Consider the following 21,695-nt stretch of genomic DNA (forward strand, 5'->3'; position numbering starts at 1 on the left):
GTTCCTACCCTGAAGATCCGTTAACAACGGCGTTTCCGGATGGAGTATGGATGTCACTCGCGCCATTGGCTGAAACAACGAGACGTGACCGCACGAGCACGGTACGGCATTACCTGATGTGCCGGCCGGAGTTCTTCACGGTCTCTTACTCCATCAATCCCTGGATGGACCCGGCGAAGGGCACCGACACGGCCGAGGCCGTACGGCAGTGGGAGAGCCTGCGGCGGGCGTACGAAAGCCTCGGCCACCGGGTGAGCCTGATCGACCCGATCGAGGGCCTGCCGGACATGGTGTTCGCCGCCAACGGAGCGCTGGTCGTCGAGGGCAGGGTCTACGGTGCGAAGTTCGCCCACGCGGAGCGGGCCGCCGAGGGTCCGGCCTATCTCGACTGGTTCAGGCAGCGGGGCCACGAGACGCTGGCGGCGTCCTTCACCAACGAAGGCGAGGGCGACTATCTGACGCTCGACGACGTGATCCTGGCCGGCACCGGCTTCCGTACGGACGTCGCCGCCCACATGGAGGCCCAGGAGTTCCTGGGCCGCCCGGTCGTCACGCTGCGCCTGGTGGACCCGAGGTTCTACCACCTCGACACCGCGCTGTTCCCGTTGGACGGACATAACGTGGCGTACTACCCTGGAGCGTTCTCGGCCGGCAGCCTGCGCGTGCTGCAGCGGCTGTTCCCGGACGCCGTCATCGCCTCGGCCTCCGACGCGGAGGTGCTCGGCCTCAACGCGGTCAGCGACGGCGGGAACGTCGTCGTCAACGCCGAGGCGACCGGGCTCATCCTGGAGCTCAAGCGCCGGGGCTTCGAGGTCGTCCCCGTGGACCTGAGCGAGCTGCGCAAGTCCGGCGGAGGGCCCAAGTGCTGCACTCTGGAGATCCGGTGAACAACACTCCTTCTACCGCGGAAGACTTCATCCGCATCAGCGAGACCCGCGGCGCGCACAACTACCATCCGCTGCCCGTCGTGCTCCGCTCCGCCGAGGGCGCCTGGGTGACCGACGTGGCGGGCCGGCGTTTCCTCGACTGCCTGGCCGGATATTCGTCGCTGAACTTCGGCCACGGCAACCCGGCCATCCTGGCCGCGGCACGCGAGCAGCTCGACCGGTTGACGCTGACCAGCCGCGCGTTCTTCCACGACCGGTTCGCCGAGTTCGCCACGGGTCTGGCCGACCTGTGCCGCAAGGACATGATCCTGCCGATGAACACCGGCGCCGAGGCCGTCGAGACCGCCATCAAGGTGGCGCGCAAATGGGGCTACGAGGTCAGGGGCGTGGCCGCGGACCGGGCGAACATCATCGTCATGGAGGACAACTTCCACGGCCGCACCACGACGATCGTCGGCTTCTCCACCGACCCGGACGCCCATGGCGGCTTCGGCCCCTTCACCCCCGGCTTCCGGATCGTGAAGTACGGCTCGGCCGAGGCGATCAGGGAGGCGATCGACGAGAACACGGTCGCCGTGCTCCTGGAGCCCATCCAGGGCGAGGCCGGCGTACTGGTGCCGCCGGACGGTTATCTCCCCTCGGTCCGCGAGCTCTGCTCGGAGCAGGGGATCCTGTTCATCGCCGACGAGATCCAGTCCGGGCTCGGCCGCACCGGTGACACCTTCGCCTGCGATCACGAGGGTGTCACGCCCGACATCTATGTCCTGGGCAAGGCTCTGGGCGGCGGGGTGGTGCCGGTCTCGGCGGTGGCCGCGGACGCCGACGTGCTCGGCGTCATCCGGCCCGGCCAGCACGGCTCGACGTTCGGCGGCAACCCGCTCGCCTGCGCGGTCGGCATCGCGGTCATCGAACTGCTGAAGACCGGTGAGTATCAGGCCCGCGCCCGCGAACTGGGCGCCCTGATGCACGAGCGGCTGGGCGAGCTGGTCGGGCACGGCGTGGTGGCGGTGCGCGGCCGTGGTCTGTGGGCGGGCATCGACATCGACCCGGCTCTCGGCAGCGGCCGGGAGATCAGCGAGGCGCTCATGCGCCGGGGCGTGCTGGTCAAGGACACCCACGGCTCGACGATCCGCCTCGCGCCGCCCCTCGTCGTCTCCCGCGACGACCTGTCCTGGGCCGTCGACCGGCTGGCCGAGGCATTGAGGGAGTGCTGACGGAGTGCTGACGGCGCGGCCGCCGTCCGCTCTCCGACGAGCGGACGGCGTCGCCCCCGGTGCTCATCCACATCATCACTGTCAGGCTTCGAGAGACCGCACCAGATCTTCCAACTCGCGCATGAGCCGCTCGGTCCTGGCCGTGCCGTACGTCGCGAGGATGGCCCGCTGGTGCTCGGCGATCCCCGCCTCCAGGCGGCCGAGCAGGTCGCTGCCCCGGCCCGCGAGCAGGACCACCACCTTGCGGCGGTCCACGGGATCGCGCCCGCGGTAGACGAGGGCGTGATCGACGAGCCGGTCGACGGCCTTGGTGAGCGTCGGGTGCGGCATCAGCACGGCCTCGGCGAGGTCGCCCATGGAGTGGCCGCGGCCGTCGGCGAGCGCCTGGAGGATCCGCCACTGCTCGACGCTGACCTCCTCGGCGGCGAGCGCGGCCGCCAGCCCCCGGTTGACGCTGCGCTCGGCGCGGCTCAGCAGATAGGCGAGCGAGGAGCCGAGCCCGGACGAGCCGGGGTCCGCGGTCTCCGCCTGGGAAATCCCAACGGCGTCGTCACCGCCACCGCCGATCCGGGCCGTCACCATCGATTGTTCCTTTCGCTGGCCCGTGCCGATGGACCATACTCTTCTCCGTGGCCGATCTTGCCGCGGCGCTCCTCGAGCCCCTGGAGGCACATCTGCTCAGGGCCGACACGCTGCGCGTCGCCCTGGTGGTGCCGGTCTCCGGCGTTCTCGGCCTCGTCGGCCCCTGTGCGATCAACTGCGCGACGCTGGCGGCGGCCGAGGTCAACGACGCGGGCGGGCTGCTCGGCAGGCCGGTGGAGCTCGTCCTGGTCGACGGTGGCCGGCCGCCCGCGCTGGTCGCCGAGGAGGTCGCCGCCCTGGCGCGGGGCGGAGCCGTACAGGCGGTCGTCGGCACCCACGCCAGCGACGTGCGGGTCGCGATCGAGAGCACGCTGCAGGGCAGGATCCCGTTCGTGTACGCGCCGCCGTACGAAGGCGGCGTCCGCCGTCCCGGGGTCTACTTCCTCGGCGAGCCGGCCTCCCGGCAGGTCGGACCGGGACTCGACTGGCTCATCGACCACCGGCGGGCCAGGCGCTGGTTCCTGCTGGGAAACGACTACGTCTGGCCGCGGCTGGTCCACGAGGCGGCGCGCGACCACCTGCTGTCCCGGTCGGCGACCGTGGTCGGGGAACGGTTCGTCCCGTTCGGCACGCGGGACATGGCGCGGCTGATCGACGAACTGGCCGCGGTACGGCCCGACGCGGTGCTGCTCAACCTCATCGGCAGTGACCTGGTCGCGTTCAATCGGGAGTTCGCGGCCAGTGGGCTCAGCTGCGCGCGACTGTGCGGAGCGCTGGAGGAGCACGGTCTGCTGGCGATCGGGGGCGACACCGGCGGGGAGCTCTACGCCGCCATGGGCTACTTCGGCAGCATCGGGACGGAGGCGAACCTCGATCTTCGCGAGCGCTACGTCCGGCGCTTCGGGCCGCAGGCGCCGCTGCTCAACGGTCACGGACATGGCTGCTACGAAAGCGTGCTCATGCTCGCGGCTCTCGCGGAGCGCGCCGGCGCCCTCGCCGTACCGGCCATCGAGGCCGTCTCCGACGGCACCTCGATCACCAGCGGCCGGGGGAACCTCACGCTTTCCGGAGGGCACGTACGGCAGCGCGTGTACGTGGGACGCGCCAATGGTCTGGATTTCGATGTCGTGACCTCCTGCTGACCTGCTCGTCTGCCGATACGTAATGGTTTATGCAAAAAAGTTTCCGGGGAAAACTTTTCTATTTCAAGGATTGGTCCTATCGTACGCTCTGCCCCCCACACTTGAAGGAGCACGAATGTCATCCGTCTCCGAGACGCCGGCCCCGGCGGCGTCCCCCTCCGGAGTGGAACGCTTCGGATACAAGCAGGAACTCAACAGGTCGCTGAGCTTCACCGACCTGATGATCTACGGCCTGATCTTCATGGTGCCGATCGCTCCGTTCGGCATCTTCGGCGGCGTCTTCCACGACTCCGGCGGGATGGTCGCGCTCGTCTACGCCATCGGCATGGTCGCGATGGCCTTCACCGCGCTGTCGTACGCGCAGATGTCCAAGGCGTTCCCGATGTCCGGATCGGTCTACACCTATGCCGGACGCGGGATCGGCGCCCCGGTCGGCTTCCTCGCGGGCTGGGTCATCCTGGCCGACTACATCCTCGTGCCGGCCCTGCTCTACCTGGTGGCGGGCGTGGCGATGGCGTCGTTCGTGCCCGCCGTGCCCGTCTGGGCCTGGATCGTCATGTTCATCGTGCTCAACACGGTGGTCAACTCCTTCGGCATCAAGATGACCGCCCGGATGAACAAGATCATGCTGATCGGCGAGCTGATCATTCTGGTGATCTTCCTGGTCGTCGGCATCACCGCGCTCGCACAGGGCAAGGGTCACGGAGACTTCTTCAGTCCGATCTTCGACTCCTCGACGTTCACCTGGCCGCTCGCGTTCGGGGCCGTGTCGATCGCGGTGCTGTCCTTCCTCGGCTTCGACGGCATCTCGATGCTCGCCGAGGAGAGCCGCGAGGACGCGCGCAAGCTCGGCCGCGCCATGGTCGGCGCGCTGATGCTGGCCGGCCTGCTGTTCATCACGCAGACCTGGGTGGCCTCGCTGCTCGTGCCGGACCGCGCCGGACTGCTCGCGAACGGAGACCCGGAGGGCACGGCGTTCTACGACGCCGCCGAGTTCGCCGGCGGCCACTGGCTGGGCGTGCTCACGGCCATCGCCACCGCCATCGCGTGGGGCTTCGCCAACTCCCTGGTCGCCCAGGCCGCCACCTCGCGTCTGCTTTTCGCGATGGCCCGCGACCGGCAACTCCCCCGTTTCCTCGGCAAGGTCCACTCCAAGAGCAAGGTGCCGATCTACGCGACGCTGCTGGTGGCCACCGTCTCACTGATCCTGGGCATCTACATGTCCTCGCGTGACGACGGGATCGACCTGCTCAGCTCGCTCATCAACTTCGGCGCGATGACCGCGTTCCTCGCACTGCACATCTCGGTCGTCGTCCACTACTTCGTACGCAAGGGCAGCCGCGACTGGTGGCGGCACCTCATCGCCCCCGGCATCGGCTTCCTGATCCTGCTCTACGTCGTGATCAACGCCAGGGTCGCCGCCCAGACCGTCGGCCTGACCTGGCTGGCCCTCGGCGTCATCGTCCTCGGCCTGCTGTTTCTGTTCCGCCGTCGCCCCTCCCTTCCCGACGAGACGGAGGTCTCCGAGTGAACGTCGTCTCTTACCGGCCCAGGCCGGAAGAGCTGTCCTACACCTTCGGCGGGCGGCCCGCCGTGGGCAGGATCACCCCGGGCACGATCCTGGAGATCTACACCGAGGACTGCTTCGGCGGCCGGGTGCGCGGCCCCGAGGACCTGCCCTCGCAGGTCTGCGAGTTTCCGTACCTCAACCCGGTCACCGGGCCGTTCCATGTCGAGGGTGCCGAACCCGGCGACACGATCGCGCTGCACTTCGTGTCGATCGAGCCGGCGCGCGACTGGGCGGTCTCCACCACGTTCCCGCACTTCGGGGCGCTTACCACGACCCACACCACGGCGATGCTGCACCCGCCGCTCGACGAGGTCGTCTGGATGTACGACGTCGACGTGGAGAAAGGGGTGGTCCGCTACCACGCGCGGCGCGGCGACTTCAGCGTCGAGATGCCGCTCGACCCGATGCACGGCACGGTCGGGGTCGCCCCCGCGGCGTTCGAGTCACGGATGACGATCACTCCGGACGCGCACGGCGGCAACATGGACACGCCCGAGCTGCGGGCCGGCGTCACCCTCTACCTGGGGGTCAACGTCGAGGGCGGGCTGTTCTCCGTCGGTGACGGGCACTGCCGGCAGGGCCACGGCGAGGTGTGCGGCACCGCCGTGGAGGCCGCGATGAACACCGTCGTCGCGGTCGAGCTCGTCAAGGGCGTCGCCACGCCGTGGCCGCGCCTTGAGGACGACGACCACCTGATGGCCACCGGTTCCGCCAGGCCACTGGAGGACGCCTACCGGATCAGCCAGCACGACCTCGTCACCTGGACGGCCTCGCTCACCGGGCTCGACACGCTCGACGCCTACCAGCTCGTCAGTCAGGGCGGTGAGGCCCCCGTGGGCAACGTGGTCGACACCAACTACACGATGGTCGCCAAGCTGCCCAAGGCGTACCTGGGCCGTCCGGAGGCGTACGAATCGGCCCACGCCCGGCTGCGCGCCCTCGGCGAGCGGTACCTCACCTCCCGGTGATCGCCCTTCTCCGGTGATCCAGGCCGCCGCCGGCGCTCAACCGGCGGCGGCCACGATGTCCTCGCAGATCGCGTGGGTGACGAGGGCGTCGTCCGCGCTGATCGTACGGCCCTGCCGTACCCCGTCGAGGAACGCGCCGCAGGCCTGCTCGATGCCGCGCTGCCGGGCCACCGGGATCCAGTCGCCCCTCCTGGTGAGAGTCTCGCCCCCGGCGTGGTCGATCACGTCGCCGAGGTTGACGACCCTCCGCTTCGCGTCGCCGCCCATGACCTCACAGGTCTCCTCGACGGCGCCGCTGACCCTGCACATCACGCCGATCGCGGTGAACCCGTCGCCGCCGAGCTGAAGCGTGACGTGCTCGAGCAGCCCGTCGCGCACCCGGGTCCTGATGACCGTGTCCGTCACCTCGGCCGGAGCGAGGAAGCGCAGTGTGTCGACGACGTGGACGAAATCGTCGAAGATCACCTTGCGGGGGTCGTCGGCCAGGCCCGAGCGGTTCTTCTGCATGACGACCAGGTCGCGTGGCAGATCCCTCAGCCCGACATAGCCGGGGGCGTACCTCCGGTTGAAACCGACCATCAGCGACCTGTCCCGCTCCCGCGCCAGCCGTACGAGCTTGTCGGCGTCGGCGAGTTCGTAGGCGAGCGGCTTGTCCACGTAGACGTGCACGCCCGCCTCCAGCAACGCCGTCACGATCGGCACGTGCGCCTCCGTGGCGGCGTGGACGAACGCCGCGTCGATCCCCGCGTCGATCAACTCGTCGACCGAGGTGAACCTGGGGCCGATCCGGTAGGCGTCGCCCAGCCGGTCGAGGACCTCCCGGTCGCGCGTGCACAGGTGCGGCTCGATGCCCGCCGTGGCCGCCAGCACCGGCAGGTACGCCTTGCGCGCGATGTCCCCCAGCCCAATGATCCCAATTCGCATGCGAAGAGCTTAATCCGGCCGGAGGTCAGGCTCCTGGAGAGATCGTGGGCATGGCCGCGTCTTCGGCGGCGGCGAGCAGGCGCTTGTCGTAGGCGACGAACCAGTCGAGCGCGCGATCAAGCGCCTGGGCGGCGCAGAGATGGACGGCGTCGAGACTCCGGAGGTTCGGCGACCCGATCTCTCCCGCGGCGTCGAGGAGCCGGTCGTCCAGGGCGATGATCCGCAATCGGGACACCAGGCTTCGCGCGCCGGCGATGGCTTCGGGTCCATGTGACCGTACCGCCCGTGGCACCTCGGTCCGTGCCAGGGCGCACGTGACCACGGGCGTCGCCCTGGCCGCCAGCCACTGCCCGAGCACGTCCGTCTCCGACTCCCGAACGACCAGCTTGACCAGGGCTGAAGAGTCGAGATAGATCACCGCTCCGCCGACCGGAGGTCGGCCAGCGTCTCGCTGGGCAGCGGTTCGCCCGGCTGCCCGCGCGTGACATGCCAGTCGGTCCAGTCGATCTCGATCTCCGGCATCGTCATCCGCCCCTCAGCAACGAGCTTCTCGGTGACGACACGATCGTGCGGCAGAGCCGCGAGCTGCGCCACGGGCCGCCCCCTTTCCGTGATCTCCACGACGGTCCCCGTCTGGACCAACTGCAGGAAGTGCGCGAGCCGGTCGCGCAGCTCCCGAACTCCGACGCTGATGACCTCATCCGTCATGTCACCAAGCCTAACGCCGGACCGTCCACTTTCAAGGGTTACGGTACACGGGATCGATAGTGCGTACCACTAGATTGACAAAGGTACGCTGCCAGCTCACTGGCTGCGCCACCAGGAGATGGTTTCCTTCAGTGCCTCGTCCAGCGGTGTCGGGGAGAGACCGAGGGCGGCCTCCGACGCCGAGGAGTCGAGGACGAACGGCCGGTCGAACTGGTAGCGGAGCTCCAGCAACTCCCTGATGAACGGCACCGCCAGGCCGGCCGCGGCGAGCATCCAGCCGGGGATCCGCCTCAGACGGGGAGTGGAGGCGCCGGCGAGCAGGCACAGGCGTTCCGCCATCTGCCGCATGGTCATCGCCGGGCCGGTCGGCACGTGCCAGGCCCGGCCCCAGGCCCGCTCCTCGGCCGCCGCTGCCACCAGAGCCCGCGCGACGTCGGGCAGGTAGGTCCAGCTGTGCGGGATGCCCGGGTTCCAGGGCACCGTCGCCGGCCTGCCGGACAGCAGCGGCGCGAGCAACCGCTCGCCGAAGTACGACTGGTCCGAGGCGTGCGGGCCGAAGTAGTCCGAGCCACGCACCTCGGTCACCCGCACCCGGCCTGCCCGATGCGCGGCGAGCATGTCCTCCCACATGCGGGCCCGCACCCCGCCCTTGACGCCGTTGGAGGCCAGGGGCAGGTCCTCGGTCATCGGACCCTCGACCGGGCCGTAGCCGTACAGATTGCCGAGCGTGACCAGGACCGCCCCGCTCGCCTCGGCCGCCGACAGCAGCGAGGCCGCGATCGGCGGCCAGTCCCGGACCCACTGGTGGTATCGCGGGTTGGCGCAGTTGTACAGAGCGCCGGCCCCCTCGGTGATCCGCCGCATCGTCGCGGCGTCACCGGCGTCGGCGGCGACCAGCGTGACCCCGGCCCTGCGGGGGCCGGATCCGGAGCGGGTGACGACCACGACCTCGTGGCCGACGTTCGCCAGCAGTTCCGCCACCTGGCCGCCGACCTGCCCGGCCCCGACGATGACGTGCTTTCCCATGGCTTTCTCCTTCAGACCTGGTGGGTGAGCAGCCGAGCGACGGCGTCGGCCACGTAGAGGACGGCGAAGACGACACCCGCGGTGACCATTCCTGAGGCCGCCAGGGCGGCGGCCCCGCCGCCGAACCAGACGACCTCGAACGCGGCGCGGGCGAGACCGTGGAGCTGATACGGGGCCTTGCCGCCGGCCGCGAACAGCCCCCACAGGGTCGCGAACACGGCCGGCGTGCCGAGCCCCAGCAGGATCCTGACCACGATCCCGGCGTCGAGGGTGAAGCCCCAGCGGCCTACCGAGAACAGCACACCCAGTTCCAGCAGGAACATCAGCCCCGCCGCAACGCCCTTCACCGCAGTCAGCATCGGTCACTCCGTGTTCGTCGCTCCCTTACGAGAGCAATGCTCTCTCATTGGAGCGGAAATAGTCAAGAGCGGTGCTCTCGTTCTCTTCGGGTGCTCTGATACGATGGCGACATGAACGCGAGCCGTACCGCGCGGGAGCGGGTGAGGGCGGAGCTGATCCGCGAAATCACGGACATCGCGCGGCGCCACCTGGCGACCGAGGGTGCCGCCGGGCTGTCACTGCGTGCCGTGGCCCGTGACATGGGGATGGTGTCCTCGGCGATCTACCGGTACTTCCCCAGCCGGGACGACCTGCTCACCGCGCTGATCATCAATGGGTACAACGCGATCGGCGATGCCGTGGAGAAGGCCGACGCGGCCTGCCCCCGCGAGGACTTCACCCGGCGCTGGCTCGCGGTCTGCCGTGCCGTACGGGACTGGGCCCTGGCGCACCCGCATGAGTACGCCCTGCTGTACGGATCACCGGTGCCCGGCTATCGCGCCCCGGCCGACACGATCGGGCCGGCGTCCCGTGACACGATCGTCTACGGCCGCATAATCGCCGAGGCACACCAGGAAGGGCGGCTGTCGCCGCCGCCGATGTGCCCGGAGCCGCCGGCCGTCCTGTCACCGGACATCGAGGCGGTCCGGGCGATGATGCCCGGCGTCCCCGGCGACGTGGTCGCCCGCGCCGTCATCGCCTGGACCAGCCTGTTCGGCATGGTCAGCTTCGAGCTGTTCGGCCAGTTCAACAACGTGATCGAGCACCGCGCCGAGCTGTTCGAGCACAACATGGCCTGCCTCGCCCGGCTCCTCGGGCTTTCCGGCTAGCTCTCCGCCCCGGATGTGGCGGCGAGCCGGACGAGCTCGGCCGCCGGCCCGGCCAGCCGGGTCCGGCCGCGCCACACGGCGCTGAGCGCCCGTCTCAGGTCCAGACCCCGTACGGGCACCTCGATCAGGCGGCCCTCGCGCAGCTCGGCGGCGACCGCGAGCACGCTGAGCACGGCGGGCGCGACACCGGTCTCCACCGCCACCTTCACCGCGGCGTTCGACGACAGCTCGAGGGCCGGCGCGGCGACCTCCCACCCGGCCAGGACGCGGTCGAGGGTATAGCGCGTCCCAGAGCCCGGCTCGCGTACCACCAGCGGCGTCGAGGCCAGGTCGGCGACCTCCAGGGGGGCACCGCGGCGCGCCGCCCACGGGTGCCTCGGCGCCACCACCACGACGAGCCGGTCCTGGGCGACGTGATAGCCCGTCAGCCCCTGCGGCACGGACGGCGACTCGACGAACCCCACATCGATCTCACCCTCCTGCACCATCCGGCAGACCACGTTCGAGTTGACCACGCGCAGCCCCACCTCGACCTCCGGCAGCGCCCGGCGCAACGCCACAAGCCAGCCGGGCATGAGGTATTCGGCGATCGTCATGCTCGCGGCGACCCGCACCGACACGTCGCGCCGGCGGCGCAGGGCCTGTACGCCCTCCAGCAGGTCACCGGCCGCGGCCAGCGTCGCACGGGCCCAGTCGATGACGACCTGGCCCTGCGGGGTGAGCCGCGATCCGCTCGTCGAGCGGTGCAGCAGCGGCACGCCGAGCTCCCGCTCCAGCGTGTCGAGGCGGCGGCTGGCCGACGCCTGCGTGATGCCGTGCAGCTTCGCCGCCTTTCCGAGGCTGCCCTGCTCCGCGACGAGGAGCAGCAGTTCGAGGCTGTCCAGATCAGGCCACCGTACAGTCATGCACTTACCGTATGAGGCACTGCGAAAGTGGTGGCTACCGGAGCATAAAGGACTTCGCGACGATCGCGTACATGACGTTGACTGCCGATCCACTGCGAGCCGCCGCCCCCCGTTCCGTACTGCCAGGGCTGCTCACAGCCGCGATCGGAGTCGCCGTGGCCCTCGCGATCAACTGGCTCGTTCCCGCCGTGAGCCCGCTGATGGCGGCGCTCGTCCTCGGCGCACTCATGACCAACCTCGGCCTGCGCTCCCCTGCCATGCGGCCCGGCCTGACGTTCGCCACCAGGCACCTCCTCCGGCTCGGCATCGTGGTCCTGGGCGCGCAACTCGCCGTGCCCGACGTCCTCGCCCTCGGGCTCCCGGTGCTGCTGCTGGTCATCGTGACGGTCACCGCCACCTTCTTCGGCACGCAGTGGCTCGGTCGCAGGCTCGGACTCGGGCGAGAGCTGTCCCTGCTCGTCGCCACCGGCTTCTCCATCTGCGGCGCGGCGGCGGTCGCGGCCATGGACGGCGTGGCCGACAGCGACGAGGAGGACGTCATGACCGCCGTCGCCCTGATCACGTTGTACGGCTCACTCGCGATCGTCGCACTGCCCCTGGCCCAGGGTGTACTGCACCTGCCGGTGGAGACGTTCGGCATCTGGGCGGGCGCCAGCGTGCACGAGGTGGCCCAGGTCGTGGCCGCCGCTCAAGCGGTCGGCGCGGCCGCGCTGACCACGGCCGTGGTCGTCAAGCTGACCCGGGTGGTCCTGCTCGCCCCGCTGATCGCCGGGATCAGCCTGTGGCGTCGCCGTACGGCCGGGGCCGTCGAAGGCGGGCGGCCGCCCGTAGTGCCGCTCTTCGTCGTCGGCTTCCTGGCCATGGTCGCCCTGCGCAGCCTCGACGTCCTGCCGCCCGCGCTGCTGCCCCCGCTCAAGACCGCCGAGACGCTGCTGTTCACCGCCGCGCTGTTCGGCATGGGGGCGGCGGTACGCCTGCGGACCCTGCTGCGCACCGGCCGCCGGGCCGTCGTCCTCGGCGCCCTCTCCACGGTCCTCATCGCACTCGTCGCCCTGGCAGGCGTCACCGTCCTCGGCTCCCCCGCGTGACTGTTCTTCACTGTGTCCTCTTCTCCTGCGGTCGCAGGGCAAGGAGTCCGCAAGCGGTGCGGCTCATGCTGTGGGCCGCCGGGTGGACGCTGGGCGGGGACAGCGACCACGTCGATGAGTTCATTCTCCGGTACGGCTGACGCCGCCCGCACCGTACGTCGATCAACGCAAGACCATGAGCGCGGGTCCGCCGGCAGCATGATCAGCGCGTCGGCTCTGCCGTACGACCTCCGGCGTGACGGCCGGCGACCCGTCCGAAGGCGAGGGCGTCGGCGATGTGGAACCCGCCGTCCTTCGCCCAGCTGTAGGTCGAGCTCACCGACCCGGCGGCGTACAGGCCGGGAATGACCGAGCCGTACGGGTCGAGCACCCGGCAGTGTTCGTCACGGCGCGGGCCGCCGCTCGTCCAGCCCAGCAGCGGCGCCGACTCGAAGGCGTAGAACGGGCCCTCGTCGAGCGGGGTGAGGCTCTCGGGCCTGCGCCCGAAGTGGTCGTCGCGGCCGGCGGCGCAGGCGGCGTTCCAGCGGCTGACCGTCTCGGTGAGGGTCTCCGGGTCGAGTCCCAGCTCGACGGCGAGCTCCGCGACGGTGTCGGCGCGCCGGATCCAGCCGCGGTCGATCTCGGCCTGGTTGTCGGGGCTCCAGTCGTAGCCCTCCATGAGCAGCTGCCAGCCGACCGGCAGGTACATGCGCGGCGGGCAGAGCGGCCCGGCGCGACGTGTCCGCTCATCGAACACGACGTACGCCGCCCGCACCGGGTGCAGCTCATCGCGGCCGTGCACCCGGGCCTGGCCGTGGCCGCCGAGCGCCGGGGCCTCGTCGACGAATCGCCGTCCGTCATCGGCGACCCAGATGAATCCCGTCGCGGGAGGCCTGATGAAGAACCCGCTGTGCGAGCCTGGGACGCGGATCCCCGTGAACGCGGCCATGTTGTCCATGTGCCACAGGTCGGCCCCGGCCTTCTGCGCCATCCGGTGTCCGTCGCCGGTGCCCGCCGGGCTGCCCCAGACCGGGCACGGCGGGAGCCGGAGGTAGTCGCGCACCATGGCCGGATCGTTCTCGAAGCCGCCGGTGGCGAGCACCACGCCGCGCCGGGCCCGCACCCGCGTTTGCCCGCCGTCCTGCTCGGCGACGACGCCCACGACCGCGCCGCCGTCCGTGATCAGTTCCCGGCCGGGGGTCGCGTAGCGGATTTCGATGCCGCGGGCGCGTACGGCGTCGGTGAGGAACCGGTAGAGCACCTGGTCGCCCATCCGGCCCTCGATGCTGCGGTAGCCGCCGTAGCAGTCCGCGCCGTCGAGGTGCGGGTATTCGGGGGTGTAGACCCCGTTCGCGACCACGTTGCCGCCGAGGCTCTCCATCCATTTGGAGTTGAGCCGCGTCTCCTCCGCCCAGGCGCGGATGACTTCCTCGGGCACCGGGAAGTCGCCGCACAGGTTCCGCAGATAGACGGCGGCCCGGTCGGCGTCGAGGTTCTCGAACCAGCTGCCGCCCGACACCCGGGTGTTGCCGCCGGCGGTCTCCGGCGGGCACTTCTCCAGGATCAGGACCTCGGCGCCGGCGTCATGCGCCGCGATGGCGGCGGCGCAACCGGCCGCGCCGGCTCCGAGGACCACGACATCGGCCTGCCGGTCGTACCGCTGCTGGGATGGCTCCATCCTCGCTCCGTCCGCATCGGACCCGCCGACGACCCCGTGGGCGACGGCCTTACAGGTCGACGGGATCGTAGCCAGGACATCACGGGGGTCCCGTACCGATCCCAATCAGCGGGAGGCGCGAGTGCCTGTCCCCTGAGGCGCGAGTTGAGCCACACCTCCGGCGAAATACCCGCTCCGGGGCAGCTCGTCCAGGTGGTAGAGGTGTCCGTCCGGACGCCAGTGGGAGACGGGCAGCACGCCCTCCTCGGTGAGCTGGAATCCGTCGAACATGGCGGTGATCTGCTCTAAGGAGCGGCCGTGGATGCGCATGTTCGCCCGCTCGTAGACGGCGAGGACCTCGCGCTGCTCTTCCGGACTCATCTGGCCGGGGGCGGCATGGGAGATCACCACATGGCTTCCCGGTGGCATCCAGGTGCGGAGCGTGTCGAGGATGTGGCGCACCTGCGGTTCAGGGATGAAATGCAGCAGGGCGACCATGACCACCGCGACGGGCTGCTCGCGGTCGAACGACTCGACCACATCGGGGTGGGCCAGCATGGCGGCGGTGTCGCAGACGTCGGCGTGCACCATGCGCACCAGTCCTTCCGGATGCCGGGCCAGCAGCGCCCGGCCGTGGACGACGGCGACCTCGTCGCTGTCCACGTACACGACCCGGGCATCGGGCGCGATCCGGTGCACGACCTCGTGGACGTTCTCCCCGGTCGGCAGGCCGGAGCCCAGATCGAGAAACTGGCGCACTCCCGAGTCGGCCAGGTGCCGTACGGCCCGGATCAGGAAGTCCCGGTTCTCCCGCGTCCGCTGACGCATGTCGGGCACGATCTTGACCAGTCCCTCGGCGGCGGCCCGGTCGGCGGGAAAGTTGTCCTTGCCGCCGAGCAGGTAGTCGTAGATCCGCGCGGCATTGGGCACGGCGGGGTTGTACGCCCCACCTTCCGCCGCGGTCGGGGCCGGAACGTCGTTGCTCATAGCGCGAAAATTCCTTCCTCCACTGTGACGGCGCCTCCTGCAGCAGGCGGGCCGGTCCCCAGCTCGTCAGGGGTGACCTTTGCCCAGCCTGACGGCGCCAAGCAGGGCTATGATCGCATCCTAATCGATCAAGAACTCACCACAACAGGCGCGGCATCCCCTTCCACCTCAGCCACCACGGCACGGCAGCCGGTGATCCCGGATCGTGCACCTGGACACGCCCATCCGTTCGGCGACTCCGGCACCCCCGTCCCGGCCTCACCCCAGGCACGGACGGGGGCGCACCACCGCCGGGCATGCGAGCACCGCTGCCGGACATCTCGACGAGCTATTCGCCTTCAAGTCTCCACAGCAATTTATACATCCCCGAGGATGGATTATCATGTGGAAATTTTGTGCCATCCTGATCATGTCGCATATCCAGACGTCCGGCACGTCGGGCCGCCTTTTTCCGTAAAGGCATGTAAACAGCGGGATCGATCGTTTTTCCTGCCCGACCGTCCAATGAACGGGAGAGACTTTCCGCCGAATCCGTGTCCACAAATGCACCACAGTCCCGATAGTGCAAAATTAGCCACAGCTCGAAACATGGGTTAGATATCGCAAGGTTTATCTCATGCGTCCGCGCGAGATCAATCGCCTGTGCCAGATTCGGGTGGTTTTTCGGCCATTCTACGTCAAAAATGCACCAGCATTCATCGATCTCGGGGTCAGACTTACACTCTATCGCTTTCCTAACCAGCGTGAGCGGCACCCCCCGGTCGGGATGAATTTGTATATTCAGTGCCGTGTTCTCGGCTATGTGCGGGAGTCTCCTCAGTCCATTTATATAATCAGGCTCCGAGTTCTGCCCTTCGCAAAACACCATCATTGTGCGGAGTTCGGGCCGCTTTTCGGCGGTTCTTTTCAGCGGTCTTCCGCCTCGTTGACGCCTACCCGAGACCATCAGCCGATCAATCCAAGAGCACGCAACAGGGAAGTTTGATCCACTTGAGGCAGCGCACCGAATCTGCCGTGAAGGTAGGCGTTCTCAAGGTTCTGGGATTTCCGCACGCGCTCTCCGGCGAACTCGGCCAGTGCGCCGAGGCGGGTGGAGCCGTCGGCCCGCTTTTCGGTGAGCCATACTTCATCTCTGTTCAGATAGTTCAGGAGACTTGTGTCGTGAGACGTGAAGATCAGTTGAGCGCCACGAGGGTTGGTGACAGGGTTGTGAAAGATGCGAAGCAACTCCGCTGACAGGGTCGGATGCAGACTCGCGTCCAGCTCATCGAAGAGAACAACCGATCCCTGCTGAAGAGCGGTTAGCACCGGGCCAATGAGAGCAAACCATGTTCTCGTTCCCTCGGACTCAGCGTGCCAGTCGAACGGTACGCTCTCCTCCGAGGTCTTATGGACCAGCCGAATTCTACGTTGGGTACGCACCTCAGAGTCGGGGTAGCCGACCTCTTGTCTATCTATAATTACGTCTTCGATGCCAAGGTCGGCTAGACGCAACAGCGCCAGTGCCTGCTGTCGAGTCCCGATAATTCTGGCGCCGAAGTCGCCTTCGTCGAAAAGAGTGAGTTGGTCGTTCGCTTCTTCGAACCAGCGAACAGTGGGGCGAGAAAAAGAGCTTCGAAGTGCTCCTGACGGGAAGCTCGTCCTGCGCCTGAGCGTGCGGCCGATGTTCTGTATACCCAGGAGCTCGCGAGTGAAGTTGGACACCAATGGCTCGTCAAATCGCCGAGCAATTGAGAGGGCCAGCGTCCTGTGCGTCAGGAGTTCGCGGGTCCCGGATAGTCCACCAAGCCCCCTTTGCAGCTTCAGCTCCAATTCTTCTCTTTCGAATACTCGCCTGCGCTTCTTCTCAGGGTAATGAAAGAGCCCTTCGTAGATCACATGCTCACGATCCGCTTCGAGCATGTATTCAAACCGGACACCATTGATCGCGATCTCGATGCTGAGTTCAGTTGCGGAGGCAGGGCCATCACCAAAGGCAAACGGTTCGACCGGGATCTCATCCTCCCAAATACGAAGAGAATGCTGAACCGCGTCGCGCAGCCAGGAGAGCGCGGCTATAACATTTGACTTTCCTGAGGCATTTGGCCCGTACACCGCCGCAACATGCAGGAGGCTCTCTCCGAGCAGCGGCGCCGGACGTGCCTCTTCGCGATCCCGATCAATCGCGACCATCGAGAGCTCGACGGACTCTCGGATGGAGCGATGGTTCGCGGCCCCGAATCTGATCAACACTGTCCCACCCTACCCCGCATTGGAGATGCGGACACAGGGGCTAGCTCGTAGAGTCATGACGAAATTGAGGGCTTGTGTGCAGTGCGACCTGCATGCAGGTGCTTACGCTCCGACCCCTCCCGACGATCAGGTCCGAGAGGATGTGCCCAGCCGGGAGCTACGGGGGAAGGCCCCGGCCGGACACGTTCACGGGCCTCACCTCTCTCCGGAAAGGCGTGAGACCCGCTTTGCCCCCGAGATCGGCGCGCAATCGCGGGGGCCGTCGTCCGCCTCCCTATCCGGACACGACCTCGGGGACGGACGAGCTATCGGGGGCGTGCGCGGAGCGGATGGCGCACCAGACCGTACGGCCCGGGCCGTCGTAGCGCTCACAGATCCCCCACTCGGCGGAGATCTCATCGACGATCAGCAGGCCGCGACCATCTTCCGCGTCCGGATCCAGCCGGAGGCGAGGTTCGGCGGGTGCCGATCCCGGGTCGTGCACCTCGACACGGACAACCCCGTCCGACGCGACCAGCGTGAAACGGATGAAGTCGCCGGCTTGGCAACCGGAATGCTTTATGGCGTTCGTCACGAGCTCGGACGTCACCAGCGTGACGTCATCCACCGCCGGATGCTCGTGGCCGAGCAGACGCCGTACCTCGGAGCGCGCGTGGGAGACGGAGGCGGGATCGCCCGGAAGGCGGATCTCGTGGTGGATCCCCGGCAGCGCGTTCGCCGTTTTCATGACTTCACCCACCTGTCAGACGTGAGTTCCGATCTGCCTTCCGACCTTCGCAGGTCTCAGCTACAGTTCGTAGTCGAATGACTTCAACGAGCTATCAACGGTTTCGGTGAAAGCTCCGCTGAAATGCAGCAATGCGGACGAGGAGGGCCGGATGCCACCGGAGAGCGTGCTCAACCCCACCGACTCCCCCACCGCGTTATTCGGCTTCGAGCTGCGGCGACACCGTAAGGCCCGCGGCTGGTCCCAACTGCGGCTGGCCCGTGCCGTGCCGTACTCGGTCGGGACGATCAGCATGATCGAGACCGCGAAGCGGTCTCCGTCGGAGGAGTTCGCCCGGCACTGCGATGAGGCGCTGGAGGCGGACGGCGCTCTCATGCGGCTATGGCCGATGGTCAGCCACGCCTCGGCCCCGCCATGGTTCCGGCCATGGCTGGACGTGGAAGCGACCGCCGAAGCGATCCGCACCTGGGAACCGCTCCTCGTGCCGGGGTTGCTGCAGACCGAGGACTATGCCAGGGCCATCCTGAGCGGCGAGCCCGGAGTCACCGTCGAGGAGATCGAAAAGCACGTGGTCGCCCGCATGGAACGGCAGGCGATTCTCAAGCGGCCCAAGCCGCCGATGCTGTGGGTGGTCATCGACGAGGGAGTCATGCACCGCCCGATCGGCAGCCCCGCTGTCATGGCGACCCAGCTCACCCACCTTGTCGAAGCCGGCCAGACCCCCAGAATCACCATCCAGGTCCTCCCCCTCATCGCCTACTCCACCACTGGTCTCTCTGGAGCATTCGCCATCGCGCAAACGCAGGGAGTTTGTGATACTGCATTTGTCGAATCCCCAGGAAACATGAGCCAAGCGACCGAAAGCCCAGAGGACGTCAGAAACCTGATGTTCAGGTTCGAGGGGATCCGCGCCGAGGCCCTGCCGCAACGTGAGTCCTTGAAGCTGATTGAGGAGACAATGAAGCGATGGACGAGTTGACCAAGGAACTTCGGACTGCGGCCTGGCGTAAGTCCACTAGGTCGGGGCCTGAGGGCGGCAACTGTGTCGAGGTAGCCACGCTGTCCCAGGGACGCCGAGGCGTCCGCGACAGCAAGGACCCGACTGGCCCAGCACTCATCTTCACCGCCACCGAGTGGCACACCTTCATTCAAGGCGTGAAGGACGGCGAGTTCGACGACCTGACCTGATCCCCCCGATAGTCCATCCCCTCACCACCTCCAGGTTGCTCGACTGGAGCGTCGACAGGAACAGTCAGGCGGTTTCCTTGGGTGCGCACTCCGGCAGAGAAACGCTGTGAGACCAAAGTCTCCCGTGAACACACCCCGCTCACCTGGTCGATCTCGTTGATCATCTGACGGGGGGCTTCGCTGCCGCCATCGTTGATCGCAGGTGCCCCATACCGTCGAAGTCATCGGGATGACCACACTTGCACGAGGCGGCGGCCTGGCACGACTGTCTCAGTAATGAGACAATCGTGCCATGGGTCTCGGTAGTGCGCTCAGTAGGCTGTCGCCCCTTGCGGAGGCGCAACACGGCTTGGTGACGACCCGACAGGCGGAAAACCACGGCGCTCACCGACGCGATCTGAGCCGCCTGGTCCAGGCCGGGGCCCTCGAGCATGTGGCCCACGGCGTCTACCGGGTGGCGGGCGCTCCCCGTCCCAGTCTTGAGGAGCTGCGTGCCGCCTGGCTCCAACTCGCCCCGGACCTTCAGGCGGACGAGCGAGGAAGCACTCACGGTGTCGTCTCGCACAGCAGTGCAGCTTTTGTATACGACGTAGGACTTCTCGATCCCCTGCGGTGGGAATTCATCATCCCGCCACCGCGTCGTTTCCGAACCCGGCGACAGGATGTGGCCATTCACCGTGCGCGACTCGCCGGCGATGATGTCGAATGGCTCGACGGACTCCTCGTGACCACGCCACGTCGGACAGTGATCGACCTGGCATCAAGCCGATTCGACGGCGGCCATCTGGGCCTCGTCGTGGCGGACATGCTGGAGCGGGATCTGGCTCAGCCCGACGATCTCGCTACGGCCCTGGCGCCCTATGCCACGGCCTACGGACTGCCCGACGCGACCGGTCAGGAGTTCCTGGAGCACCTGACCCATCGATAAGGACGAGCGGCATTCACATGCAGCCCACCGGCGAGACCTTCCCCTACGCCACTCCCCACGCTTTCGGCGCCGCCATCATGGATCGCTTCAAGAGGACCTCTGGCGATTCGCCGTACTCGACCAGTCAACGTCGTCGCCAGTTCGCGTACGACCGGTTACTCGCTCGCCTCTTCACGAGCGATGAGAACGGCTGGATTCTCAAGGGTGGCGTGGCCCTGCTGGCCCGCCTCTCCGTGGCCCGTCACTCCGCCGATGTCGACGTTATGGCCATTGCCGATTCGCCGGAGGCGGGATTCGCAGCACTGTGCAAAGTTACTGAGACCGAACTGGGGGATTTCTTCACCTTCCGCTTCGACCGCCCGCGGTCCCTCATACAGGGAGTCGAGGGCATCCGGGTGGGTGTGGAAGCCTGGCTGGGTCCCCGTCGCTTCGAGAGATTCGGAGTCGATCTGGTCACCGGCGCTGTCGTCACGGGCGAGCCAGAGGTGTCCCCGCCGATTCTCGCACTCGACATCCCGGGACTGGTCCGGCCCTCGTACCGGCTCTATCCACTGGTCGACACCGTCTCCGACAAGGTCATGGCAATGCTGAAACAGCACAATGGCAGGCCGAGCACTCGGTTTCGCGACCTTGTCGACCTGGTTCTCATCGCCAGATCGCGATCGCTACAGGCGGATGCACTCAGCATCGCGTTCACCTCGGAGAAACACCGACGCAAGCTGCTTCACCGGGCCGAACTCGAAGCGCCTGAAGAAGCGATGTGGACAGCCGGATACGCCGGCGTGGTCGCCGACCTTCCCTGGATCGCGGAACGATCGCTCTCCGAGGCACTGGTCGTGGCCAAGGCACTGGTCGACCCCGTTCTATCCGGACAGGTCACCTCTGGAACCTGGGACCCGGTAGCGCTGAGTTGGAGCCCGATCTCTCCGCTGTGATTCCGGCTCCCTCCGGGGATTCAAATCGGCCGTCACGGCGTATGGCCCGGCGCTGTTGTGCGTACAGACCGGCCGGGATCTACCTCGCGTGCGTTGACGCCGAGGAACGCGCGGATCAGCCCGAGTGGCACGGCGACCGTGGAGACGAAGCCGATGGCCATGGCCGCGGTCCAGCGTAGCCGCCGGTCCTCGTCCGCCCGGCGCTCCTGGCTCTCGATCGCGGTCAGCTCGGCGGCGATCGCCCGCCCCAGCCGCCGCAACATCCGGGCCACGGTCTCCGCCTTCTCCACCAGGCCCATCGCCGAATGCATAGATGTTGGCCAGCCGGACTCCCTCGCCGTGTTGAGGCCGGCCGAAAAGCCACTGGCCGAGGGTGCTCTCCCGATGAAAAGGCTACCGGTAAACGTCGCGCCTCCCAGATGTGAGGGTCCATCTTGCACATGGTCAATGGGGGAACCGACCGTTACCCTTCTCTGCCCGCGGCCGTCCTGGCGACGGGTGCAGTCGCTCCGACCGCACAGATAAGCACGTCCTCGGGAGGTGCGGCCTCGCCATCGATCAAGACGTTGTTGCTGGAAAACCGCGGGTTTCGCGACAACAACGTCATGGTCGATTAATTGTTGATCACTTGGCTTCCTGCGGGAGCCCGCGTGGGCGGATCACCGATCTTCGGGGAACCCGTCTTGCTGTCCAATCGGTCGTGGGTCCGGTTCCCGCTTGGGAGAACTGTTCGGCCACCGCATCCGGTGGCGTGCTGAGACATAGCGGCGACCCACCCGCAATCACGACGTGATCAAAGATGCGGCCCTCCGCAGCTCCACCAACGACGACGCGTCCATGACCGGCGGAGACACCCGACCCGGCGCGCGATCATGCGAC

At 67.8% G+C, this 21,695-nt stretch carries 24 protein-coding genes; 11 read left to right on the forward strand and 13 right to left on the reverse strand.

From position 1 onward, the window contains the following. Window positions 1–50: 50 nt before the first annotated feature. Together ddaH and rocD are read left to right on the forward strand one after the other, a co-directional pair. Entirely contained in the window at window positions 51–887 is an 837-nt protein-coding gene (gene ddaH, locus ACFHYQ_RS02850) for a dimethylargininase (protein WP_394299451.1), read from the forward strand. After that, a complete protein-coding gene (gene rocD / locus ACFHYQ_RS02855; protein WP_394299452.1) occupies window positions 884–2,101 on the forward strand; it encodes an ornithine--oxo-acid transaminase in 1,218 nt (405 codons plus the stop codon). Before ddaH ends, rocD begins: the two co-directional genes overlap by 4 nt. 81 nt (window positions 2,102–2,182) lie before the next feature. Here the strand turns inward: rocD and ACFHYQ_RS02860 are convergent, their stop codons facing one another. After that, entirely contained in the window at window positions 2,183–2,683 is a 501-nt protein-coding gene (locus ACFHYQ_RS02860) for a MarR family winged helix-turn-helix transcriptional regulator (RefSeq protein WP_394299453.1), read from the reverse strand. 47 nt (window positions 2,684–2,730) lie between these two features. On the opposite strand from ACFHYQ_RS02860, the gene ACFHYQ_RS02865 reads away from it, so the two are divergent. From ACFHYQ_RS02865 to ACFHYQ_RS02875, 3 genes are all read left to right on the forward strand, one after another. Next, window positions 2,731–3,825, forward strand: coding sequence for a substrate-binding domain-containing protein (locus ACFHYQ_RS02865; protein WP_394299454.1), 1,095 nt, complete (start codon window positions 2,731–2,733; stop codon window positions 3,823–3,825). Window positions 3,826–3,940: 115 nt separating this feature from the next. Continuing rightward, window positions 3,941–5,356 (forward strand): APC family permease, encoded by a 1,416-nt coding sequence (locus ACFHYQ_RS02870; RefSeq protein WP_394299455.1) that lies wholly within the window; start codon window positions 3,941–3,943, stop codon window positions 5,354–5,356. Then, entirely contained in the window at window positions 5,353–6,363 is a 1,011-nt protein-coding gene (locus tag ACFHYQ_RS02875) for an acetamidase/formamidase family protein (RefSeq protein ID WP_394299456.1), read from the forward strand. Before ACFHYQ_RS02870 ends, ACFHYQ_RS02875 begins: the two co-directional genes overlap by 4 nt. A 36-nt stretch (window positions 6,364–6,399) precedes the next feature. Here ACFHYQ_RS02875 and ACFHYQ_RS02880 read toward each other — a convergent pair whose 3' ends face one another. The 5 genes from ACFHYQ_RS02880 to ACFHYQ_RS02900 all read right to left on the reverse strand — a co-directional run bounded on the left by ACFHYQ_RS02880 (window position 6,400) and on the right by ACFHYQ_RS02900 (window position 9,380). Continuing rightward, window positions 6,400–7,287, reverse strand: a complete 888-nt coding sequence (locus ACFHYQ_RS02880) for a Gfo/Idh/MocA family protein (RefSeq protein ID WP_394299457.1) — start codon at window positions 7,285–7,287, stop codon at window positions 6,400–6,402. A gap of 25 nt (window positions 7,288–7,312) precedes the next feature. Next, window positions 7,313–7,705: a type II toxin-antitoxin system VapC family toxin gene (locus ACFHYQ_RS02885; RefSeq protein ID WP_394299458.1), complete on the reverse strand. Its 393-nt coding sequence runs from the start codon at window positions 7,703–7,705 to the stop codon at window positions 7,313–7,315. After that, window positions 7,702–7,995, reverse strand: a complete 294-nt coding sequence (locus tag ACFHYQ_RS02890) for a type II toxin-antitoxin system Phd/YefM family antitoxin (protein WP_394299459.1) — start codon at window positions 7,993–7,995, stop codon at window positions 7,702–7,704. The genes ACFHYQ_RS02885 and ACFHYQ_RS02890 overlap by 4 nt, the downstream gene beginning before the upstream one ends. Window positions 7,996–8,091: 96 nt before the next feature. After that, on the reverse strand, window positions 8,092–9,021 hold the full coding sequence (locus ACFHYQ_RS02895; protein WP_394299460.1) for an NAD-dependent epimerase/dehydratase family protein: 930 nt from the start codon (window positions 9,019–9,021) through the stop codon (window positions 8,092–8,094). 11 nt (window positions 9,022–9,032) lie between these two features. Continuing rightward, entirely contained in the window at window positions 9,033–9,380 is a 348-nt protein-coding gene (locus ACFHYQ_RS02900) for a YrdB family protein (protein WP_394299461.1), read from the reverse strand. A gap of 111 nt (window positions 9,381–9,491) precedes the next feature. On the opposite strand from ACFHYQ_RS02900, the gene ACFHYQ_RS02905 reads away from it, so the two are divergent. Then, window positions 9,492–10,190, forward strand: coding sequence for a TetR/AcrR family transcriptional regulator (locus tag ACFHYQ_RS02905; RefSeq protein WP_394299462.1), 699 nt, complete (start codon window positions 9,492–9,494; stop codon window positions 10,188–10,190). On the opposite strand, the gene ACFHYQ_RS02910 is transcribed toward ACFHYQ_RS02905, so the two are convergent. Beyond that, a complete protein-coding gene (locus tag ACFHYQ_RS02910) occupies window positions 10,187–11,095 on the reverse strand; it encodes a LysR family transcriptional regulator (RefSeq protein ID WP_394299463.1) in 909 nt (302 codons plus the stop codon). The genes ACFHYQ_RS02905 and ACFHYQ_RS02910 overlap by 4 nt on opposite strands. Window positions 11,096–11,166: 71 nt before the next feature. On the opposite strand from ACFHYQ_RS02910, the gene ACFHYQ_RS02915 reads away from it, so the two are divergent. Further along, the gene (locus tag ACFHYQ_RS02915; protein WP_394299464.1) at window positions 11,167–12,183 is read left to right on the forward strand and encodes a YeiH family protein; all 1,017 of its coding nucleotides are present in this window, start codon (window positions 11,167–11,169) and stop codon (window positions 12,181–12,183) included. Window positions 12,184–12,385: 202 nt separating this feature from the next. Here ACFHYQ_RS02915 and ACFHYQ_RS02920 read toward each other — a convergent pair whose 3' ends face one another. From ACFHYQ_RS02920 to ACFHYQ_RS02940, 5 genes are all read right to left on the reverse strand, one after another. Further along, window positions 12,386–13,840, reverse strand: a complete 1,455-nt coding sequence (locus ACFHYQ_RS02920; protein WP_394299465.1) for an FAD-dependent oxidoreductase — start codon at window positions 13,838–13,840, stop codon at window positions 12,386–12,388. A 105-nt stretch (window positions 13,841–13,945) separates the two neighbouring features. Beyond that, window positions 13,946–14,806, reverse strand: a complete 861-nt coding sequence (locus tag ACFHYQ_RS02925) for an SAM-dependent methyltransferase (protein ID WP_394299466.1) — start codon at window positions 14,804–14,806, stop codon at window positions 13,946–13,948. A 328-nt stretch (window positions 14,807–15,134) separates the two neighbouring features. Continuing rightward, the gene (locus tag ACFHYQ_RS02930; protein WP_394299467.1) at window positions 15,135–15,752 is read right to left on the reverse strand and encodes an RloB family protein; all 618 of its coding nucleotides are present in this window, start codon (window positions 15,750–15,752) and stop codon (window positions 15,135–15,137) included. Continuing rightward, a complete protein-coding gene (locus tag ACFHYQ_RS02935; protein WP_394299468.1) occupies window positions 15,752–17,038 on the reverse strand; it encodes an AAA family ATPase in 1,287 nt (428 codons plus the stop codon). Before ACFHYQ_RS02935 ends, ACFHYQ_RS02930 begins: the two co-directional genes overlap by 1 nt. A 274-nt stretch (window positions 17,039–17,312) precedes the next feature. Further along, complete coding sequence (locus ACFHYQ_RS02940) at window positions 17,313–17,765, reverse strand: ATP-binding protein (RefSeq protein ID WP_394299469.1); 453 nt, start codon at window positions 17,763–17,765, stop codon at window positions 17,313–17,315. Window positions 17,766–17,916: 151 nt separating this feature from the next. Between ACFHYQ_RS02940 and ACFHYQ_RS02945 the strand changes: the two genes are divergently transcribed. The 4 genes from ACFHYQ_RS02945 (at window position 17,917) to ACFHYQ_RS02960 (ending at window position 20,816) form a co-directional block, all read left to right on the forward strand. Then, window positions 17,917–18,744 (forward strand): helix-turn-helix domain-containing protein, encoded by an 828-nt coding sequence (locus ACFHYQ_RS02945; protein WP_204019138.1) that lies wholly within the window; start codon window positions 17,917–17,919, stop codon window positions 18,742–18,744. Beyond that, window positions 18,732–18,953, forward strand: a complete 222-nt coding sequence (locus ACFHYQ_RS02950; RefSeq protein ID WP_204019137.1) for a DUF397 domain-containing protein — start codon at window positions 18,732–18,734, stop codon at window positions 18,951–18,953. Before ACFHYQ_RS02945 ends, ACFHYQ_RS02950 begins: the two co-directional genes overlap by 13 nt. Window positions 18,954–19,245: 292 nt before the next feature. Then, window positions 19,246–19,881: a type IV toxin-antitoxin system AbiEi family antitoxin domain-containing protein gene (locus tag ACFHYQ_RS02955; RefSeq protein WP_394299470.1), complete on the forward strand. Its 636-nt coding sequence runs from the start codon at window positions 19,246–19,248 to the stop codon at window positions 19,879–19,881. 17 nt (window positions 19,882–19,898) lie between these two features. Further along, window positions 19,899–20,816 (forward strand): nucleotidyl transferase AbiEii/AbiGii toxin family protein, encoded by a 918-nt coding sequence (locus tag ACFHYQ_RS02960; protein WP_394299471.1) that lies wholly within the window; start codon window positions 19,899–19,901, stop codon window positions 20,814–20,816. 32 nt (window positions 20,817–20,848) lie between these two features. Here the strand turns inward: ACFHYQ_RS02960 and ACFHYQ_RS02965 are convergent, their stop codons facing one another. Further along, window positions 20,849–21,115 carry a hypothetical protein gene (locus ACFHYQ_RS02965; RefSeq protein ID WP_394299472.1) on the reverse strand — a complete coding sequence of 89 codons (267 nt, stop codon included), beginning with the start codon at window positions 21,113–21,115 and terminating at the stop codon, window positions 20,849–20,851. Window positions 21,116–21,695 lie beyond the last annotated feature (580 nt).

The sequence above is a fragment of the Sphaerimonospora cavernae genome (assembly GCF_042435035.1).
Classification (GTDB): domain Bacteria; phylum Actinomycetota; class Actinomycetes; order Streptosporangiales; family Streptosporangiaceae; genus Sphaerimonospora; species Sphaerimonospora cavernae.

Excerpts from the sequence above, each read along its gene's own strand:
- ddaH (WP_394299451.1), top strand. The coding sequence starts at position 51 with ATGTCACTCGCGCCATTGGCTGAAACAACGAGACGTGACCGCACGAGC.
- ACFHYQ_RS02880 (WP_394299457.1), bottom strand. The coding sequence starts at position 7,287 with ATGCGAATTGGGATCATTGGGCTGGGGGACATCGCGCGCAAGGCGTAC.
- ACFHYQ_RS02955 (WP_394299470.1), top strand. The coding sequence starts at position 19,246 with ATGGGTCTCGGTAGTGCGCTCAGTAGGCTGTCGCCCCTTGCGGAGGCG.
- ACFHYQ_RS02950 (WP_204019137.1), top strand. The coding sequence starts at position 18,732 with ATGGACGAGTTGACCAAGGAACTTCGGACTGCGGCCTGGCGTAAGTCC.
- ACFHYQ_RS02905 (WP_394299462.1), top strand. The coding sequence starts at position 9,492 with ATGAACGCGAGCCGTACCGCGCGGGAGCGGGTGAGGGCGGAGCTGATC.
- ACFHYQ_RS02870 (WP_394299455.1), top strand. The coding sequence starts at position 3,941 with ATGTCATCCGTCTCCGAGACGCCGGCCCCGGCGGCGTCCCCCTCCGGA.
- ACFHYQ_RS02890 (WP_394299459.1), bottom strand. The coding sequence starts at position 7,995 with ATGACGGATGAGGTCATCAGCGTCGGAGTTCGGGAGCTGCGCGACCGG.
- ACFHYQ_RS02900 (WP_394299461.1), bottom strand. The coding sequence starts at position 9,380 with ATGCTGACTGCGGTGAAGGGCGTTGCGGCGGGGCTGATGTTCCTGCTG.
- ACFHYQ_RS02920 (WP_394299465.1), bottom strand. The coding sequence starts at position 13,840 with ATGGAGCCATCCCAGCAGCGGTACGACCGGCAGGCCGATGTCGTGGTC.
- ACFHYQ_RS02895 (WP_394299460.1), bottom strand. The coding sequence starts at position 9,021 with ATGGGAAAGCACGTCATCGTCGGGGCCGGGCAGGTCGGCGGCCAGGTG.
- ACFHYQ_RS02910 (WP_394299463.1), bottom strand. The coding sequence starts at position 11,095 with ATGACTGTACGGTGGCCTGATCTGGACAGCCTCGAACTGCTGCTCCTC.
- ACFHYQ_RS02940 (WP_394299469.1), bottom strand. The coding sequence starts at position 17,765 with ATGAAAACGGCGAACGCGCTGCCGGGGATCCACCACGAGATCCGCCTT.
- ACFHYQ_RS02930 (WP_394299467.1), bottom strand. The coding sequence starts at position 15,752 with ATGGTCTCGGGTAGGCGTCAACGAGGCGGAAGACCGCTGAAAAGAACC.
- ACFHYQ_RS02945 (WP_204019138.1), top strand. The coding sequence starts at position 17,917 with ATGCCACCGGAGAGCGTGCTCAACCCCACCGACTCCCCCACCGCGTTA.
- ACFHYQ_RS02965 (WP_394299472.1), bottom strand. The coding sequence starts at position 21,115 with ATGGGCCTGGTGGAGAAGGCGGAGACCGTGGCCCGGATGTTGCGGCGG.
- ACFHYQ_RS02960 (WP_394299471.1), top strand. The coding sequence starts at position 19,899 with ATGCAGCCCACCGGCGAGACCTTCCCCTACGCCACTCCCCACGCTTTC.
- ACFHYQ_RS02860 (WP_394299453.1), bottom strand. The coding sequence starts at position 2,683 with ATGGTGACGGCCCGGATCGGCGGTGGCGGTGACGACGCCGTTGGGATT.
- ACFHYQ_RS02915 (WP_394299464.1), top strand. The coding sequence starts at position 11,167 with ATGACGTTGACTGCCGATCCACTGCGAGCCGCCGCCCCCCGTTCCGTA.
- ACFHYQ_RS02925 (WP_394299466.1), bottom strand. The coding sequence starts at position 14,806 with ATGAGCAACGACGTTCCGGCCCCGACCGCGGCGGAAGGTGGGGCGTAC.